This is a genomic window from Acinetobacter sp. YH16040_T (genome assembly GCF_024605785.1).
GTDB classification, from domain to species: domain Bacteria; phylum Pseudomonadota; class Gammaproteobacteria; order Pseudomonadales; family Moraxellaceae; genus Acinetobacter; species Acinetobacter amyesii.
In genome coordinates, this window is the sequence record NZ_CP094541.1 from 2910517 (window position 1) to 2928286 (window position 17770).

The following is a 17770-nucleotide window of genomic DNA, read 5'->3' on the forward strand; positions in this document are numbered from 1 at the left end:
CGCATTCCCCAAACTGCTTAAAACAATATAAAATAAAACTCGTATTCATTTTTTGATGAAAACGAGAAATCCATCAACACATCGATAATGCACAATTAAAATCATGAAAATGGTGCAATTTATTTTGCTAAACTGCAAGATCAAAACCTTGTGTTTTTATAGAAATCGACAAGATAAACATCGTTAAAAAACATAATTTGTCAGGATGCACTTCTTATGCAAACGCTAGTTTCCAATATCGCTAAACGTATACGCCAAGTGTACCAAAAAGCTGAAGGATTTATTGAAGATGAGCGTGAATTCCCAATGTCTCAAGTGTTTTTAAATGCGACATTTCAGCGCTTTGTCACCGATAATGTGAAAATGCTCAAAGACTTGCATGCTGACCTGCATGATGACTGGCTTCGACTGTATGCCACATTGGATTATAACGGGCTGATCATAACACTCTCTGTTGATTTAAAACTGGTACAAATGGAACTCAACAAACAAACCCAATTGATCGTATTTGAACAAATTAGTGATACACAAGTGATTGAAGCAAAGTATCCAAATGTTCTGTATAAGATGGGCGTGCGCATGGCGTTATGGTTCTATCAAAAAGTACTCAACCAAGATCCATTGGGTATGATTTTGGAAAAGCTCAATGTGATCAAAGTTAAAGATGATTTACTGTATTTAGACCTGAATCGCTGGCTCGGTAAAAGTCGATCGATTATCGACACACTGGGCAAAGTCCATGTCAACCATGCTGTTTTACGTGAGGCCGAATTGGTGGTGATTGGTAATGTTAATTTAACAGCATTGTTCACCAAAATGTCGCAAGAACGGATGGAAGACTGGGATGATTCAAATTTAAAAGACGATGAAGTCACGCCTATAAAGCAAAAGGAAAGCTAGACTTATCCTGTACTTAGGCATCTTGAACCTATAAAAACGCTACACAATATATACATTAGGCACGGATTTGTGACGTGATTCTCCACAATCCAGCCGCATAATAAACATATCAGGTGGTTTAGCCCACCGCACTTCTATTGAATAGGAAAACCATACTTATGGCACATTCAGTTTTGAAAAATTTAGGTCTTGTTGCTGGGGTATCGACTACACTGCTTTTGACTGGTTTCTCAAGTCAGTCATTTGCCATGAGTCCATTCCAAGCAAGCTACCAGTTTAATTACAACGGCAAAAACTTGGGTTCTGCAACACGTACCCTAAAACAATCTGGGAATAACTGGACGTATGTTTTCGCAGCAAAAGCTGGTGCGATGGCCTCTGCAACTGAAACCAGTCGTTTTAGTTTAAATGGCAGCCAAATTCACTCGAACAGCTTTAGCCGCAGCAGCAAAATTTTGGTGCACAACAACACCATGAATATTAATTTTAATGCTGGCGCAAAAACCATTAATACCAAAAAAGATGATAAAGCGCGTTCATTTGCGTGGAAATCAGGTGTGTTAGATGAACTCAATGCTGAATTGCAAATTCGTGAAGATTTAAAAAATGGTGGTTTGAAATCGAATTACTACATTGCCGATGCCAAAGAGGTTGAAGCTCGTAAGTTCGTGAAACAAGGCACTGAAAAAGTGAAAACCACTTATGGAACTTTTGACACCGTGAAAGTCGTGATGCGTCATGATAAACCAGGCCGTCAAACGACTTTCTGGTTAGCACCAAAACTAGATTACCTACCTGTCAAAGTTTCCCACCAAGACAATAAAACCTCTTACGGTTTATTGTTAACGGGCTATAAAGGTGCAACAAATTAATTGATTTGATCAATTTCGCTTGCATTTTTCACGGTGCTTTTTAAAATACGCTTTTGCTTTAAAAAGCACCTGCCCCTCGAGGATTCTCCCGTGCACGCTCTGGAACAGAAAATCTTAGCTGAAGGTATCGTTCTCTCTGAAGAAGTTCTGAAAGTCGATTCTTTCCTGAACCACCAAATTGACCCTGTGATGATGCAGCAAATTGGTCAAGAATTTGCCCGTCTTTTTAAAGATGCTAGCATCACAAAAATCATTACGATTGAAGCATCAGGTATTGCACCTGCAGTAATGGCTGGTCTTGAACTTGGTGTTCCTGTGATTTTTGCACGTAAATATCAATCTTTAACCTTAAAAGATGATTTGTATCGCTCAAAAGTGTTTTCTTTTACGAAACAAACTGAAAGCACGATCGCGATTTCTAAAAAGCACATCAATGCTGAAGATAAAGTTTTAGTGATTGATGACTTCTTGGCCAATGGTCAAGCGGCTTTAGGTCTTGCAGATCTTATTCATCAAGCAAGTGCTGAAGTATTGGGTATCGGTATCGTGATTGAAAAATCATTCCAACCTGGTCGTGATATTTTGCTTGAAAAAGGCTATCGCGTTGAATCATTGGCACGTGTGAAATCGCTGGCGAATGGTACAGTTGAATTTGTTCGTGACTAGTTTGCGTTCAAAAGAAAAAAGAACACATCAGGTGTTCTTTTTTTTTCTAAAAATTTGCCATTAAGATGACATAAAGCGCACTTTTTAACGCCTTAGTTACAAGCAGACAAAACATCGGTGTGCAAAACTCGATAAAATTCAGGAAAATCGTCACATTTGATCGAATGGGTCAACTACTCATCTGTCAAATTACATTATGCTGCACCATAAATTCGGCCACTTTATTTTTTAAGGCTATGGAAAGTTATGAATACAGAAGATCAAAACATGGAACCGACAATTAAATGTCCAAAATGTGGATCAACCCATATTGAAAAGCGTAACCATGAACAAAACTTACAAAAAATTGGTGGGGTCTTACTCAGTGGTGCAGGAACTGCTGCAGGGACTGTCGGTGGTGCGGCATCTGGCGCATCTATTGGTGCTGCGATTGGTGGCGTGACTGCTGGCCCACTTGGCGTGATTATGGGCGGAACCATTGGGACTTTTGTCGGGGCGATTAGCGTTGGCATCACAGGCGGCTTTTTAGGCCATCGCTTTGGTAAAAAAGCAGGTGTGATTGTAGATCAAAATATATTTTTAGATTACCAATGCAAGGCCTGCAAACAACGCTTTGAAGTTGAATCTCAACCTGAAGATGCAGCAAAAACTGAAGATCAAGACTAATTTTGATTGCTGCTAAATTAAATAAGAGCGTTTCTACGCTCTTTTTTAATAGGTTATTGTTTTTCTAATATGTATTTCTAGTCTATTGAAATGCTATTCGAAACCATGGCGAATCAATTATTTTGAAACATCAGTTAAAGATTTTGAGTCCACTTTAACTTGATCTTGTTTCGCTAAAAATTCTTTTTCTTCGGCTTTTTCTTTTGCGGGAAATCCATACTGTATAAACTGGCATTGCCGTACACAAGGAAGATGCAGCCAATACGGAACACAGGAAAGTCATTAGAAAATTAACAATAGACATCACACACCCTAAAGAAGAAATTTAAATACAAATCATATAATCAAAAAATAAAAATAACGCCCAAAGAGAGAGCAATATTCGACTCGAAACCATCACTGAGCAGGCTGTATTTAAAAACTTTCAATATATTGTTGATATCATTTATTTTTAATATTTCAGGAATAGTTCGACAGATTTATTTTTATATTTTGGTCGGTATACAACGTCATAAATAAAAAGACGTCACACGTAAATAAAGCAAGAAAAGTGCAATATTTAAGCCTTTTCTTGCCCGCTCGCTACAAAGTTAGCGCAACTTCCTAGAGCAAGTAAGTATCAAATCAACTTTTTGACGACTTCGCCTAGGCGTTTACCCAGCTCTTCACACAAATTACGCTCATCTTGACTCAATGACTGATCATGGCGCGGACCACTGACATGGCTTGCACCATAAGGTGTACCACCCGTTTTGGTATTCGATAATGCAGGATGGGCATTACTTAAACCCATAACCATCATTCCGTGATGAAACAAAGGTGGCAGCATGGTCAGCAAAGTACTTTCCTGTCCCCCATGCATTGAACCTGAACTGGTAAACACACAGGCAGGTTTGCCATGTAATGCGCCATTGAGCCAAAGCGCTGTGGTTTGATCCCAGAAATATTTCATTTCCGACGCCATATTGCCAAAACGTGTCGGTGAACCAAGGGCTAAACCTGAACAATGCGCTAAGTCATCTAAGCTACAGTAAATATCGCCTTCGGCAGGAATACTGGGCTGTACGTCAGTCACCACGGTGGATAAATTTGGAACGGTACGTATTTTTACCGCCATCCCAGAAGCTTCAATTCCATTGGCAATCAAATGTGCCATCTCACGTGTTGAACCATATTTGCTGTAATACAGCACCAGTACATAAGCTTGCGTCATTTTTATAAATTCAATGAAAAAAGAAAACTATACGGTATTTTTCCTATTTTTTGGTTAAGCTAAGTGATGAAAATTGCATAAACATGACTAAAATAACTCGAGACTTGAAAGCATGATCGAAGCATTTTTAAAAAAACTTCCCTTTTACGACAAGAAATGGTTTCAGTTTGTTTTATTTGTCATTCGACGTTTTGAAGCCGATCGCTGCCGTGAACAAGCAGGATCATTAACCTATACTACCTTGTTTGCAGTGGTACCCATGTTGACCGTATTCTTGGTCATCATCTCCTCAATTAAAGCTTTAGAACCTGCTCGTCAACAGCTTCAACAATTGATTTATAGTAATTTCCTACCAAAAACGACAATTGCTTTTGATAAAGCACTGAATGCCTTCACCGATAAATCCAGTAACTTGACCGTGATAGGTGTGCTGTTTTTATTCATTACCACAGTTATGATGCTGACCAGCATTGAGACAGTATTTAACCGAATTTGGCGGGTGCGTGAGACACGTGGCGGCATTATTGGCTTTATGCGCTATTGGACTATTATCTCATTAGGCCCAATCTTACTGGGTAGCGCATTTGTTGTGTCATCCACCTTGGCCTCTATGAATGTCCTCAGCAATAATTTTGCCGGCTATGAACTGGATGGAGCTTTTCTACTGTGGATCTTGTCTTTTTCATTGACCATTTTAGGTTTTTTCATTCTGTATTGGACGATTCCCAACCGCAGTGTGCCGATTAAGGCGGCGCTGATCGCGGGTGTCTTTAGTGCGGTGGTCTTTGAACTGCTCAAAAACCTCTTTGGCTTTGTCATGTCAAATTTCACCAGTTATCAAATCGTTTATGGTGCATTTGCTGCGGTGCCAATTTTCCTGCTTTGGATATTCCTTTCATGGAATATCGTGCTGATTGGGGTAGAAATTAGTTATGCACTGACAGCTTTCAATTCGGGCAACGACCAAAAACGTCATCCTGTTATTATGTTGATGGATTTGCTTGAATTATTTTATAAAAAGCAAAAACTCGGTCAGAGCGTGACAGAAAAAGAAGCGCTTGAGGTCTTAGGGCGTGATGAAATCGGCCGCCTGCCAAGCTATATTTTATTGTTTGAAGAGCAACACCTGATTAAACGTACAGATGATGATCATTATGTTTTAGTTCGTAATTTAACCCAAGTGGACTTTTGGAGTTTTTACAGTAAGCTGCCCTATCCGCTCCCTAAACGGCAAGATTTAGGTCGCGTCGATCCAGATGATGTTTGGATGGAAAAAATTGGGCCGCAACTGGTCGAATCGGATGATTATCTCGCGGCCAAACTCTCGATACCACTTGCAACTATTTTTGAAGAAAAATAACCGTAAATAAAAAAGGAGAGCCGTAGCTCTCCTTTTTTATTTATACATAATCTTAGATCGCTGTGCACTGACGTCCCATCAATTTAGCTAACCATCGATGCAAGGTTACCGTCATCACTCCGACCATTACTAAGGCCGTCCCCAAGATAAAATTCAGTTCAATCGTTTCGTTTAAGATCAATACGCCAAAGACCAGTCCAAAGATTGGGGTAAGGAATGAAAAAACGCCCAGACCATTGGCCAGATATTTACTTAACAGCCAAAACCAAAGCATCAGGCTAAAAAATGAAATAATGAGCACATGAAAAATCATACTGCTGATGGACAACACCGTCCAATGCACGGTCATTTGTCCTGTCAGCCACGCCACGGGTAATAAAAACACGCAACCACCAACCAACTGATAAAACAAGGTCTGAGTCGGAGGTGCATCAGAGAGTTTGGTGAGTCTTAATGAAATGGTGGTCAAGGCCCACATCACCCCAGCAAGTAATGCCATCGCATCACCCAACAGGGCTTGAGTGTTGACTGTAGTACTACTTTCACGTCCCATAAACGACAGTACTATTCCTGAAAAGGCAATAAAAATACCGACCCATTGGATCGCTGTAAGCTTTTCTTCAGGCAACTTCCAATGTAAACCTAGTGCCACGAATATCGGTGCGGTATAGAGCAAGACAACGGTATGTGATGCAGAGGTATAGCGCAGGGATTCTGCCACTAAAATAAATTCGGCTGAAAATAAAAACGCCAACCAGATACCCGGCAGCAAGTATTCTCGAGTATATAAATGTGTCCCCGGCTTAAGACGAATCAGTGGAAAGACCAACAGCGCAGCCAAACCCGATCGGATGGCAATTTGCATGATCGGCGCAATATCAACCGCGGCCAATTTCAAAATGACCTGTTGAATCCCTAAAATCATGCACAAAATAATCATCAAACCAGAAGCTTTTGCATCTAGCGCCTTACGCTGTTCCACACTATTTACTCGACAATACGATAAGCAACACTATAGAACTGTCAGAAATAAAATATATACTTCAAAATAGACAAGTGATCTTCTTATTCAGGCAAAATTTCTCATGCGTCATAAAGCTCGTGCAGATCATACGCAGTTGCAACAACTTCCCACCAACGATGAAATTCAAGCAGCACTGTGGATCAGTTTTCGTGACGATCCTGCACTGTCTGTTTATCCCGTTCATGGACATGCTTGGGGCGAGTTTGTCTATGCCTTTAATGGCGTAATGGAAGTGAACATCAACCAGATAGACTATATTACCCCACCACCTTATGGCATTTGGCTTCCCCCACACTTAGAACATAGTGGTTTAAATCGTACTGCAGTTTCACATGGCACCTTATATGTACATGAATCTCTATGCACCCACTTGCCGAAACAACCGGGGATTTTACTCAGCTCACCTTTAGTTACAGCGATATTCAGCCATTTGCGTCTGTTGCATCAACAAGCCGACCTCATGGAAAATACGGCCGAATATCAACGCTTACTCCATGTGATCTTAGATCAACTGCATCAAGCCAAACTGGTCAGTAGTTATTTACCGCATTCGGATCACCCTGCCCTCAAACAGCTGCTTGATTATTTACATCAACATCCTGCAGATCAGAGCGCGCTTGAGCAATTGGCACAGCGGATAAATATGACGGAACGTACTCTTGCGCGTTATTGTCAAAAAGAACTTGGGATGTCGCTGCATGAATGGCGACAACGTCTTAAAGTCATGAAAGCCATGTCGATGCTCAACGCAGGCCAAACCGTCGAAAATATTGCCTTAGAACTTGGTTATGCCAATGCCTCGGCGTTTATAAATATGTTTAAAAAATGGATGCTTTGCACCCCAGATCAGTTTAGGAAATCTACCTTAAAGCCCTAAATGTGTTTAAATTTAGCCCACAGTATCTCTATAAAGTGATTCAACAATCCGCTAAGATCAAAAAATCCACAAAGAATGATAATGACTCCATTTCGAATGAATAAAAAAACCATTTTAGCGCTGTGTTTATCTGCCGTATTTTTAACGGCTTGTAGTTCCAAAGAACAGCGTGAATTTAAATCTGCACTCAAAACCGCTCAAACGGGCGATGCGACCGCACAAATGAAAGTGGGTGATTTATACCTCAGTGGAACGGGCACAGAACAAAACATCGAACAAAGTGTACATTGGTACAAAGCTGCTGCGGATCAAGGCACTACGGACGCATTCGCATGGTTAATGACTCAAGCCTATCAAGGCAACCCACATGCAGATCAAGTGATTCGAAAGATGCAGCAAGATGGCAATATTTTCCTTGCACACTGGGTGCTAGACCTTGCAAAAAAGACTCATGATCCTGCTGCTGAATATACCGTTGGTTGGATGTACGACACTGGAAAAGGCTTAATTCAAGATAAGCACCAAGCGCAAATTTGGTATGAAAAAGCAGCCAAACAAAAGAATGTCGAAGCGATCAAAGTCTTGGGAAATCAACATTATTTTTCTGAACATCCTTCGTCAACACCCGACAAAGCAGCTGAATATTTAAGCTATGCCGCAGAACAAGGGCAAGATGCTGACGCGGCGATGAAAATGGCACATTATTATCATTATGATATTCGAGATGGTGAAAAAGCGCGACAATGGTATGCCAAAGCAGGTGCATTGGGAGACACCGACTCACAGCATATGGCCGACACCTATGAAACATGGAAAGACACTGGTCCTTTACAACCCAATGAGCCACCGCCATCAAGTAGCACTGAATAGATCAATCAAAAAAGGCTGCATTAAGCAGCCTTTTTTGTATTTCGTTCACAGTTTATTTGACAAAGGTTGTCCAGATATAATCCTGATTTTTTCCTTTTAGGGTCATTTTCAACTGCTCACCTGACTGTAGTGCCGCGACACCTGCAGGCGTACCTGTCATGACCACATCACCCGCTTCAAGACTAAACACTTGGCTAATATCGGCCAGTAATGTACCCACATCAAAAATCAGCAATGCAGTATCACCGTTCTGACGCAGTTCATCATTGACATGCAAGGTGTAATGCACATCTTTCCAATCTTGAACCACTTCTTGGACATCGATCCAATCCGCAAGGATGCAAGAACCATCATAAGCTTTGGCACGTTCCCACGGCTGACCTTTTTTCTTTAAGTCATCTTGTAGATCACGCAAGGTCAGGTCTAGCCCTAAAGTCACAGCTCCGACTGCTTCTAAGGCTTTGCGTGGATCAGTTTCAGCCGATAAAGGACGATCAATACGTAAACTTAATTCGCACTCATAGTGGCAACTGCCCCATGCAGGATTCCATGAGATGCCTTGCTCTAATGCGGTTAATGCACTTGGCGGCTTCATAAAAAGTACAGGACGGTCAGGAATTGCATTGCCTAATTCTTTGGCATGATCTGCATAACTACGACCGACGCAAACAATTTTAGATGGACGTGACTGCATACTACTCCCTCTTTTGTTATGAATAGATTGTCTTAGTGCTGAAAAGTATTGGTAAAAATCGCTTGGTCCGCAGTATTTTTAAATGCACTTTTCGGCACAATAATCACGGTTTTATTTTTCAGTTCAAGCATATAGGTCAATTTGCCTTCAGCAAAATTTGCCACTTCAGCATAATGAAAGACATTCTTACGACCATTGGCATGAATTTCTGCATAGTCTTGAAATAAATCAATACCTTGTTCACTTTTGCCTAATTGGTATTTTACAAACTGGCGTTTAAACATCATCGGTAAAAACCAATAACGCATGATGCCTTGAAGGAGTAAAAAGAAAGCACCCAGACCAACATAGTAGGCACCGACACCATTTACACCTAAGTAAAAACCCCAGATGATAATCCCAAGGCTAATGGCTGGCGTTAAAAAACGCGTAAATTGCTTTTTGCCAAAAGTTGCTAGTGCAAAACCATCCTGTGATTCTTCTAGATTTAAAAAATAGCGCAGCGATAATGCAGGTAGATTTTCAGACATAAGCGTATGAATATTTAAAAATGAATTGCGCTAAATACTACACCACAATTCAAACTTGCTTCATGCTTTTTAATGGTCGGTTGTAACACATCACTACTTCCCTTCCATCTAGAAATACGTTAAAAACAGCAACAAATAAAAGATTGCATACGCAGGATGTGACATGCAGATAACAAAAATAATTATGATGCTAGTGTTTCTGAGTGGACTGAGCATATCGACCAGTTGGGCCAAATTCGTTCAATGGCAACCCCAGATCCCGAGCAGTTTGGACTTATTTAATGGCAATGCCAAAGCCTTGGCAAATCTTGCCGGTGATCACATCGTGATTTTTGCACATCCCTCACAGCAAATTAGTCTACCTACGATGAAAGCAGGTCAAAAAGTCATTGGTAAATTTCAAAGTGCCGCCGTGGTTGTCCCAACCAACAGCAAAAATGTGGCGAGATTACTCAGTAATTATCCAAACTATGCTGGCTTATTTCCCACACTAAAATCTGCTGAGGTTTTGCAACAGCAAGGTTCAACCAGCCAAGTTGAATATCGCATCCACATCCCGACGCCGATTCCAGTTTTAAACTTTAAAGAAACCGTGGTGATGCAGCACCAAATTGATCACAACAGCATTAATAGTTTGGTTCTGCAAGCACCGGTGCCCTTTGGTGCAGGAAAAATTGAATGGTTTGAGATCGATGCACAACACACCTTGATTAGTGTGACCCAATGGGGCGATTTAAATCAGCCCAAAGGTTTTTTGTTTAGCAAAATATTAAATGCCTTACCCGATGCCAAGTTAGGGATTCCTGCGGGAACCAATGGTTTTTTACTCGAATCATTACAGCGCCGATTTAAAGCCTTTAGCAGTGAAACTCTCGCTGCAAATCAATTGCCTGAACTCAAATTAAATGCCTCTCAAATCGACAAGGTCACTCAATTAAGTCAAAGCTCGAAAGAACCTGTGTCCTTTATTTTGACAGCGCAACGCGTTCCCTTTGGGCAAAATTATGAATTGATGCGCTTTAGCACCAGTTTTCAATATTATGCACAAGAGCCTTCGAGCTTACAGCGCTGGATTAATGTGTCTTCGTTCAAGCACTTATTTCCAAGACAAGTTAAACATATGCAAGTGCAGAAAATTAATCCGCACCTCATGGATGCCGACTATAAAATTTCGGTGGGTTTAGGCGTGATCAATATTCCCTTTGATTTTAAAATGCGTTTTAACTACCCAGACTTACTGCAAAATCAATACACCGCGACAGGTGGGGACTTAAAGTTTGTCCGAGGTGCCATGCATATTCGCCCCTTACAACAAGGGTCGTTATTACAATTGACCAGTGCGATGAAGATTGATGACAAAGCACCGTTTTTACTTCGTGCTATGCGCAGTATGCCGTATCACGACATGTTGCCGGCTTTAGGCGGAAATACGGTCTTTGCACTTAAAGTTAAACAGAAGTTAAGTTAGAACCTTGATTGATGAGCTGAATTTATTGTTTTTAGCTATATTTCAGACACAAAAAAACCGCAACATATGCGGTTTTTTCAATCTTGATCAAGTTGGTGCGCTCAGAGAGATTCGAACTCCCGACCCCTTAGTTCGTAGCCAAGTGCTCTATCCAGCTGAGCTATGAGCGCGACGTCTTGATGAGGCTCATTATACGTGATTTTTATTTTTTGTTAAGAGCTTTTTCATATAAATTTAACCAAACGCACAGCAAATAAACAATTACCCTTTAAACACGCTAAAAATCAGCTAGATTTACTTTTTTAATGGCTTTTGCATCACAAGTTTGGAATTTAAACTTAGCAATACTCACGTATAAATGCTCAAGATAGATAATAAATCTATCGCCATCATTGAATCACTGCTTTAACTCACTCAATTCTTTTTTAAACTTTGATTTAAAAAAATTGCATCACTATGAATATCTGAAATAAGCGTTAATCTGTTGAAGAAAGCAAATGGAATAGAACGCTTTATAAAAGCAAAAGACAAAAGACAAAAGACAAAAGACAAAAGACAAAAGACAAAAGACAAAAGACAAAAGACAAAAGACAAAAGACAAAAGACAAAAGACAAAAGACAGGCTGCATCAAAACGATAAATCACAGGCACAAAAAAACCGCAACATGTGCGGTAATTTGTTCAAGTTGGTGCGCTCAGAGAGATTCGAACTCCCGACCCCTTAGTTCGTAGCCAAGTGCTCTATCCAGCTGAGCTATGAGCGCGTAACTTGTGTCGTCTTAAAAGACTACGTTTTCAGATTTACTTATTGGTGCGCTCAGAGAGATTCGAACTCCCGACCCCTTAGTTCGTAGCCAAGTGCTCTATCCAGCTGAGCTATGAGCGCGACATAAGTAAATCGTGGCGGTGAGAGAGGGATTCGAACCCTCGATACAGTTGCCCGTATGCATCCTTAGCAGGGATGTGGTTTCAGCCACTCACCCATCTCACCGTAACGTGCCGCCATAATACAAAGATCATGATACGACTGCAAGCACAGTCGTTATATTTTTTTCATTTTTTTACTCAATTAGATATTTTTTAAACGATTTTCAAAAAATTAGTGCAAAATTAGTTCAGCACGCGCTGCTGTCCCCTACTTTTCAGCTTTAAACATTATAAAATATCGGCATAAAACACTTTATTGCAATCAATTGCGTGCAGTATCTGCTTGCATGACTTATGCTAATCCTAATCTTCTGATTTGAAGCCAAATACATATGAAAAACTGGGTCGACCCTGAAGCAAAAGCTGAAGCCGAACGTTATGACAATCCAATTCCAAGCCGTACTCTAATTCAAGAGACGATTGAACAACTGAAAACTGCAATGTCGCATGCCGATCTTGTAGAACATTTTGAAATTGCCGATCAAAAAAGTATTGATGCACTGAGTCATCGTCTGATTGCGATGGTTCGAGATGGTCAGTTGATGAAAGATGGATTTAAGTTCCAGCTTGCAGCTGAGCAACCGACTCATGAAGCAACGGTTTATATCAACTCAAAAGGTTTAGGCACAGCCAATATTAGTGGTGAAGATGACCTTTTACTTCCTGAACGTGAGTTGCGTCAGGTGTTTAATGGTGACCGTGTTAAAGTCCGCCAAACGTCGGTAGACCGTAAAGGCAAGGCATGGGGCTTTATTACTGAAGTTCTACAGCATCGTGTCAAAGAAATTATTGGTAAAGTGTCTGAGTATGAAGGTGAATATTTTATTCAGCCGGCAAATCCCAATGCACACCAACCGATTACTTTAGAAAAAGAATTAATCGAACATGCCAAAGTCAAACTCGGTGACTCTGTGCGTATTGCGATTGACAGCTACCCAACCAAAGAAGAATTTGCGACAGGCCATATTGTTCAGTCGATGGCTGATAAAGCAGACACTGAAATTATTATTCCGCAAACCATTTTAGAGTTTGGTTTACCTTACGAATTCCCTGAAGCGGTACAACAAGAAGCTGACAGCTTTAAAGAACCCTCAGAACAAGACCGTGAAGGTCGTGTCGATTTACGTGATTTAGCGCTTGTCACCATTGATGGTGAAGATGCCCGCGACTTCGATGATGCCGTGTATGCGGAAAAACGTCCAGGTGGTGGTTATCGTGTTGTGGTGGCAATTGCCGATGTCAGCCATTATGTACGTCCGGGTAAACCACTCGATGACGAAGCTCAAGAGCGCGGTACATCGGTGTACTTCCCTCATTTTGTATTGCCGATGTTGCCTGAAGCGCTGTCGAATGGTTTATGTTCTTTGAACCCACACCTAGACCGCTTATGTATGGTCTGTGATTTAAACTTATCTCGCGCGGGTCGTGTTACCAAGTTTGAATTCTATCCGGGTGTGATGCATTCAAAAGCTCGTTTGACCTATACCCAAGTTGCCGAATATTTTGAGGGTAATAGTCAAGCCATTCCTGAAGACCGTGATGTGCGTAAATCGGTCAATACCCTATTCCAATTGTATCAAGTGTTGAAAGGCTTACGTGCTGAACGCCACGCGATGGAATTTGAAACCGTTGAAACTTATATGACTTTTGATGAGCTTGGCGGTATTAATGAAATCTTACCGCGTAGCCGTAATGATGCACATAAGTTAATTGAAGAATGCATGTTGTTGGCAAACGTCGCAGCGGCAGAATATGCATTAAAAAATGAAATTCCGATGCTGTACCGTGTGCATGAGCCACCTGAGTTTTCACGTATTCAAAAGGTTCGTGATTTTGTGAAGTTATTGGGGCTGCCATTCCCTGAACAGCCGACTCAAGCTGACTATCAAGCCGTGATTGATGCCACTAAAGACCGTATTGATGCTCCAAGCATTCATGCCGTTTTACTCCGCTCAATGATGCAAGCTTATTATGGCGCGAACAATGCAGGTCACTTTGGCTTGGCTTATGAAGCGTATACGCATTTCACATCTCCAATCCGTCGTTATCCAGACTTGTTACTTCACCGTGCCATCAAAGCACAATTGAAGAAAAAGCCTTACCCAATTTCTGGTGCTTCGCTGGATGATGCAGGTGAACACTTCTCTGCGACTGAGCGCCGTGCAGATGAAGCTTCTCGTTCTGTCACTACATGGTTGAAGTGCCATTACATGCAGCAGCATTTGGGTGAAGAGTTTGTCGGTACCATCAGTGCAACTGCTGAATTTGGCCTGTTTGTAACGCTCAAAGACTTATATGTTGATGGCATGATCCACGTCAGCCAATTGGGTGATGACTTCTTTGTCTATGACCAACCAAGTCAGAGCTTAATTGGTCAATCTCGCGGTCAAGTTTTCAGTCTCGGCGATGAAGTGAAAATTAAAGTTGCTGGTGTAAATCTAGAAGAGCGCAAAATCGACTTTGAATTGATTCAACAATTGAGCCATGCAGGCCGTGCTATTCGCGCGCGTGCCCCTCGTGTTGCAAAACCCACAGCCAAAGAAGAAGTCTTTTCAGAGCGTAAAACCAACGTTGCTGAAGATGGAGAACAGCCCATACGACGCAAAAAGTCGAAATCTAAGCCCAGTTCATTCGGTAAAAAGCCTGCTAAAAAATCTGCAAGCAAATCTGAAGCGAAGGCTAAAGATAAAGTGAAGAAAAAATCTAAACCGAAAAAGAAAAAATCCAATGCAAAATCATCTGCGGATTAAGGTTTAAATCAAGAGCGCTTCGGCGCTCTTTTTTGATTCTTAAGATCAGTGAAGACTTCGCGCCCTCTGCAGAAGATGAATAATTCCTGATTTAGTCTTGATTTAACCCGCAACAAACCCTACATCTATAAATAACTCAGGATTTATATGAAGTAGAAAATATGACTTTAGAAAAGGCAACTTTGCCTGTTCCACAATTTGACCAAATTACCCTTGCAGACTTAAAACAAAAGATTGAACAGAGCATTGCCCAAGGTCAGGCATTTTTAAAAGAATTAACGGATGTACCCGAATCCGTACAAGCACAACTACAAGTACTCGAACACGTCGATACCCTTGAAAATAACATGAGTGAAGCATGGGGCGTGCTGTCGCATCTGAACGCCGTGATGAATAATGCTGAAACTCGAGAGCTCTACCAATCTTTATTACCCAGCCTGAGTGAGTACTATACGCAGCTAGGTCAACATACAGTGTTGTATCAAACGTATCAGCATGTACATGACAACAGTGTATTCGACACGCTTCCTGCAGCACAGCAAAGCGCGATTAAACTTGCGTTACGAGATTTTAAACTTTCAGGCGTAGCCTTAGAAGGTGAAGCGAAAAAACGCTATGCAGAAATATCTGCACGACTTTCACAGTTATCATCAGACTTTTCCAATCACGTATTGGATGCCACCCAAGCCTACTTCAAACCTTTAACTGAAGCGCAGCTCAAAGGACTACCTCAAGGCAGTATTGAACTTCTGAAACAATATGGTCAGCAACGCGAACTCGAACAGGCTGTAGCCACACTCGACTTCCCGTCTTATATTGCCATTATGACCTATGCAGAAGACCGCGAAGTGCGTGAAGCACTCTATAAAGCCTATACCACACGTGCTTCTGATCAGGCAGACTCTGCTGAATTTGATAATACAGCGGTCATGGAAGAAATCTTGAAACTACGTCAGGAAATGGCTAGCCTGCTTGGTTTTAACAACTATGCCGAATTGTCTTTAGCAAGCAAAATGGCACCCGATGTGGCAACTGTAGATCAGTTCCTGATTGAACTGGCAGAACATGCGCGTGCGCCAGCAGAGAAAGAAATCGCTGAACTGAAAGCCATTGCAGCGCAAGACGGTATCACTGAGTTGCAACCGTGGGATGCCACTTTCTATTCAGAAAAACTCAAAGTTCAACAGTTTAATTTGTCACAAGAAGACCTGAAGCCCTACTTCCCTGCACCTAAAATTATTCAAGGCTTGTTCAGCATTGTAAATCGTCTCTATGGCATCAATGTAATCGAGCGTGAAGCGCCTGTTTGGCATCCCGATGCACGTTACTTTGAACTTGAAGATCAAGGCAGCGTGATTGGCGGTTTTTACTTTGACCTGTATGCACGAAGCGGTAAACGTGGCGGCGCATGGATGAGCGGCTTCCGTTCACGCATGCAAACTGAAAATGGTCTGCAAAAACCAATTTGCTACATGGTCTGCAACTTTACCCCACCTGTCGGTGAGCAAGCTGCTTTACTTACCCATGATGAAGTAACGACGTTGTTCCACGAATTTGGTCATGGCTTACATCACATGCTCACTGAAGTCGATAATATTGCTGTGGCTGGTACCCATGGCGTGGCGTGGGATGCAGTAGAGCTACCAAGTCAATTCATGGAATTTTGGACTTGGGATCAAGAAAGTTTAGATTTACTCAGTGAACATATCGAATCAAAACAAACTTTACCAGCCGATCTGCTAAAAGCACTGCAAGATGCACGTTTCTTCCAGTCTGGGATGCAAACTTTACGTCAAATTGAATTTGCCATGTTTGACTTAAATATCCATAAGGCCAACCCTGCTTTGGACGCTGCAGGCATCCAACAAACCTTAGATGATATTCGTCAAAAATATGCAGTTGCACCCACTACTTCGTACAACCGTTTCCAACATGGTTTCAGTCATATCTTTGCAGGTGGTTACGCTGCTGGTTATTATTCATACAAATGGGCAGAGGTTTTGGCAAGTGATGCCTTCGACCGATTCGAAAATGAAGGAATTTTTAATACTTCGACTGGCAAGTCGTTTAGACAATTTATTCTAGCAGTTGGCGGAAAAGATACGGCACTTGACGCATTTATCAATTTCCGCGGACGCGAGCCAAAAATAGATGCTTTGCTGCGTCATCAAGGTTGGACGAACGCATCTAAAAACGCTTAAACTAGGGACCTTAGTTAGATTCAAGGTAAGTATGATGACCATTAAACGACGCTTCATTGCAGGTGCAAAATGTCCAAAATGCCAAGCGATGGACCGGGTTGTCATGCTGACCTCTGGCGAAGACGAATGGATCGAATGCATTGATTGTGGTTACAGTGAAAATCGACCGACTCATGTCGATCAACCTGAACAACCTGCCGTGCCAGACGATATCGGTGTGATCCAATTTAAGCCACGTCAGCCTAAATAAAAATTAAGGTCACATAATGCTAGTAGATCAAAGAAATAATCCAAAACTGTTAGTTGGAATCATTGGGGGCTTAACGTTATTGATTGCTATCTTTTTTGCATATCAATGGTTAAGCAGCAGTACAGCTGATAAATCTGTACTTCAAGAAGAAATGGTCGCTGCACCGGCTAAACCGCCTGTTGCAGTCCCTGTCCAATCTGAAACTGAAGCATCAGTCCCTACCGCAGAGACTGACACCATTAAATTGGTCGAAGAAGACATTTTAGATGCAGCTGTGCCTGAAAATGCCTCTTTAGCCAAAGAAGAAATTGCCAAATTAGATGACATTCAACAGCAATTGAATGATCAGGAACAAAGCTTAAAACAGCAGCATTCAGATGCAGATGAGCTGATTAAACTGAAAGAAGAACAAATTAAATTACTCGAAGCCCAGTTAGCACAACAAGCAAAATAACCGACTTCTGCTACACCCTGCGTACTTATAGGCTAGAATATCATCAGA

At 41.4% G+C, this 17770-nt stretch carries 17 protein-coding genes and 4 tRNA genes; 13 read left to right on the forward strand and 8 right to left on the reverse strand.

The annotated features are described in order from the left end of the window. The first annotated feature begins 216 nt into the window (after window positions 1-216). The 4 genes from MST16_RS14280 to MST16_RS14295 all read left to right on the forward strand — a co-directional run bounded on the left by MST16_RS14280 (window position 217) and on the right by MST16_RS14295 (window position 3104). Window positions 217-900, forward strand: coding sequence for a hypothetical protein (locus MST16_RS14280; RefSeq protein WP_111885941.1), 684 nt, complete (start codon window positions 217-219; stop codon window positions 898-900). 158 nt (window positions 901-1058) lie between these two features. Then, the gene (locus tag MST16_RS14285) at window positions 1059-1772 is read left to right on the forward strand and encodes a DUF3108 domain-containing protein (protein ID WP_180010540.1); all 714 of its coding nucleotides are present in this window, start codon (window positions 1059-1061) and stop codon (window positions 1770-1772) included. 90 nt (window positions 1773-1862) lie between these two features. Then, complete coding sequence (locus MST16_RS14290; RefSeq protein ID WP_180010539.1) at window positions 1863-2438, forward strand: xanthine phosphoribosyltransferase; 576 nt, start codon at window positions 1863-1865, stop codon at window positions 2436-2438. A 267-nt stretch (window positions 2439-2705) separates the two neighbouring features. Then, complete coding sequence (locus MST16_RS14295) at window positions 2706-3104, forward strand: hypothetical protein (RefSeq protein WP_180010554.1); 399 nt, start codon at window positions 2706-2708, stop codon at window positions 3102-3104. A 619-nt stretch (window positions 3105-3723) separates the two neighbouring features. Here MST16_RS14295 and wrbA read toward each other — a convergent pair. After that, the gene (gene wrbA, locus MST16_RS14300) at window positions 3724-4317 is read right to left on the reverse strand and encodes an NAD(P)H:quinone oxidoreductase (protein ID WP_180010538.1); all 594 of its coding nucleotides are present in this window, start codon (window positions 4315-4317) and stop codon (window positions 3724-3726) included. 112 nt (window positions 4318-4429) lie between these two features. Between wrbA and MST16_RS14305 the strand changes: the two genes are divergently transcribed. Further along, complete coding sequence (locus MST16_RS14305; RefSeq protein WP_078192438.1) at window positions 4430-5677, forward strand: YihY family inner membrane protein; 1248 nt, start codon at window positions 4430-4432, stop codon at window positions 5675-5677. A 52-nt stretch (window positions 5678-5729) separates the two neighbouring features. Here MST16_RS14305 and MST16_RS14310 read toward each other — a convergent pair whose 3' ends face one another. Then, the gene (locus tag MST16_RS14310; protein WP_249680097.1) at window positions 5730-6659 is read right to left on the reverse strand and encodes a DMT family transporter; all 930 of its coding nucleotides are present in this window, start codon (window positions 6657-6659) and stop codon (window positions 5730-5732) included. A gap of 103 nt (window positions 6660-6762) precedes the next feature. On the opposite strand from MST16_RS14310, the gene MST16_RS14315 reads away from it, so the two are divergent. Both MST16_RS14315 and MST16_RS14320 read left to right on the forward strand, forming a co-directional pair. Then, complete coding sequence (locus MST16_RS14315) at window positions 6763-7578, forward strand: helix-turn-helix domain-containing protein (RefSeq protein ID WP_180010537.1); 816 nt, start codon at window positions 6763-6765, stop codon at window positions 7576-7578. A gap of 81 nt (window positions 7579-7659) precedes the next feature. Then, entirely contained in the window at window positions 7660-8448 is a 789-nt protein-coding gene (locus MST16_RS14320; RefSeq protein WP_180010536.1) for a tetratricopeptide repeat protein, read from the forward strand. 52 nt (window positions 8449-8500) lie between these two features. On the opposite strand, the gene MST16_RS14325 is transcribed toward MST16_RS14320, so the two are convergent. Further along, window positions 8501-9142, reverse strand: coding sequence for a fumarylacetoacetate hydrolase family protein (locus MST16_RS14325; protein WP_180010535.1), 642 nt, complete (start codon window positions 9140-9142; stop codon window positions 8501-8503). A gap of 32 nt (window positions 9143-9174) precedes the next feature. Continuing rightward, entirely contained in the window at window positions 9175-9672 is a 498-nt protein-coding gene (locus MST16_RS14330) for a YcxB family protein (RefSeq protein ID WP_111885932.1), read from the reverse strand. A 184-nt stretch (window positions 9673-9856) separates the two neighbouring features. Between MST16_RS14330 and MST16_RS14335 the strand changes: the two genes are divergently transcribed. Beyond that, window positions 9857-11140 carry an SRPBCC family protein gene (locus tag MST16_RS14335; protein WP_257222547.1) on the forward strand — a complete coding sequence of 428 codons (1284 nt, stop codon included), beginning with the start codon at window positions 9857-9859 and terminating at the stop codon, window positions 11138-11140. A 93-nt stretch (window positions 11141-11233) separates the two neighbouring features. Here MST16_RS14335 and MST16_RS14340 read toward each other — a convergent pair. After that, a tRNA-Arg gene (locus tag MST16_RS14340) sits at window positions 11234-11310 on the reverse strand. 314 nt (window positions 11311-11624) lie between these two features. Here MST16_RS14340 and MST16_RS14345 point away from each other — a divergent pair. Then, window positions 11625-11780, forward strand: coding sequence for a hypothetical protein (locus tag MST16_RS14345; RefSeq protein WP_180092091.1), 156 nt, complete (start codon window positions 11625-11627; stop codon window positions 11778-11780). Between the two features lie 47 nt (window positions 11781-11827). On the opposite strand, the gene MST16_RS14350 is transcribed toward MST16_RS14345, so the two are convergent. The 3 genes from MST16_RS14350 to MST16_RS14360 form a co-directional block, all read right to left on the reverse strand. Further along, a tRNA-Arg gene (locus MST16_RS14350) sits at window positions 11828-11904 on the reverse strand. Between the two features lie 45 nt (window positions 11905-11949). Further along, a tRNA-Arg gene (locus MST16_RS14355) sits at window positions 11950-12026 on the reverse strand. A 15-nt stretch (window positions 12027-12041) separates the two neighbouring features. Beyond that, window positions 12042-12131, reverse strand: a tRNA-Ser gene (locus MST16_RS14360). A gap of 268 nt (window positions 12132-12399) precedes the next feature. Between MST16_RS14360 and rnr the strand changes: the two genes are divergently transcribed. From rnr to MST16_RS14380, 4 genes are all read left to right on the forward strand, one after another. Beyond that, window positions 12400-14817 (forward strand): ribonuclease R, encoded by a 2418-nt coding sequence (gene rnr, locus MST16_RS14365; protein WP_180064809.1) that lies wholly within the window; start codon window positions 12400-12402, stop codon window positions 14815-14817. A 161-nt stretch (window positions 14818-14978) separates the two neighbouring features. Then, window positions 14979-17018, forward strand: a complete 2040-nt coding sequence (locus tag MST16_RS14370) for a M3 family metallopeptidase (RefSeq protein ID WP_180064810.1) — start codon at window positions 14979-14981, stop codon at window positions 17016-17018. Between the two features lie 40 nt (window positions 17019-17058). Beyond that, window positions 17059-17268 (forward strand): YheV family putative zinc ribbon protein, encoded by a 210-nt coding sequence (locus tag MST16_RS14375; RefSeq protein WP_171256675.1) that lies wholly within the window; start codon window positions 17059-17061, stop codon window positions 17266-17268. 16 nt (window positions 17269-17284) lie between these two features. Beyond that, window positions 17285-17722, forward strand: coding sequence for a hypothetical protein (locus MST16_RS14380; protein ID WP_111885422.1), 438 nt, complete (start codon window positions 17285-17287; stop codon window positions 17720-17722). Window positions 17723-17770 lie beyond the last annotated feature (48 nt).

Excerpts from the sequence above, each read along its gene's own strand:
- MST16_RS14280 (WP_111885941.1), top strand. The coding sequence starts at position 217 with ATGCAAACGCTAGTTTCCAATATCGCTAAACGTATACGCCAAGTGTAC.
- MST16_RS14285 (WP_180010540.1), top strand. The coding sequence starts at position 1,059 with ATGGCACATTCAGTTTTGAAAAATTTAGGTCTTGTTGCTGGGGTATCG.
- MST16_RS14295 (WP_180010554.1), top strand. The coding sequence starts at position 2,706 with ATGGAACCGACAATTAAATGTCCAAAATGTGGATCAACCCATATTGAA.
- wrbA (WP_180010538.1), bottom strand. The coding sequence starts at position 4,317 with ATGACGCAAGCTTATGTACTGGTGCTGTATTACAGCAAATATGGTTCA.
- MST16_RS14305 (WP_078192438.1), top strand. The coding sequence starts at position 4,430 with ATGATCGAAGCATTTTTAAAAAAACTTCCCTTTTACGACAAGAAATGG.
- MST16_RS14315 (WP_180010537.1), top strand. The coding sequence starts at position 6,763 with ATGCGTCATAAAGCTCGTGCAGATCATACGCAGTTGCAACAACTTCCC.
- MST16_RS14320 (WP_180010536.1), top strand. The coding sequence starts at position 7,660 with ATGACTCCATTTCGAATGAATAAAAAAACCATTTTAGCGCTGTGTTTA.
- MST16_RS14325 (WP_180010535.1), bottom strand. The coding sequence starts at position 9,142 with ATGCAGTCACGTCCATCTAAAATTGTTTGCGTCGGTCGTAGTTATGCA.
- MST16_RS14330 (WP_111885932.1), bottom strand. The coding sequence starts at position 9,672 with ATGTCTGAAAATCTACCTGCATTATCGCTGCGCTATTTTTTAAATCTA.
- MST16_RS14335 (WP_257222547.1), top strand. The coding sequence starts at position 9,857 with ATGATGCTAGTGTTTCTGAGTGGACTGAGCATATCGACCAGTTGGGCC.
- rnr (WP_180064809.1), top strand. The coding sequence starts at position 12,400 with ATGAAAAACTGGGTCGACCCTGAAGCAAAAGCTGAAGCCGAACGTTAT.
- MST16_RS14370 (WP_180064810.1), top strand. The coding sequence starts at position 14,979 with ATGACTTTAGAAAAGGCAACTTTGCCTGTTCCACAATTTGACCAAATT.
- MST16_RS14380 (WP_111885422.1), top strand. The coding sequence starts at position 17,285 with ATGCTAGTAGATCAAAGAAATAATCCAAAACTGTTAGTTGGAATCATT.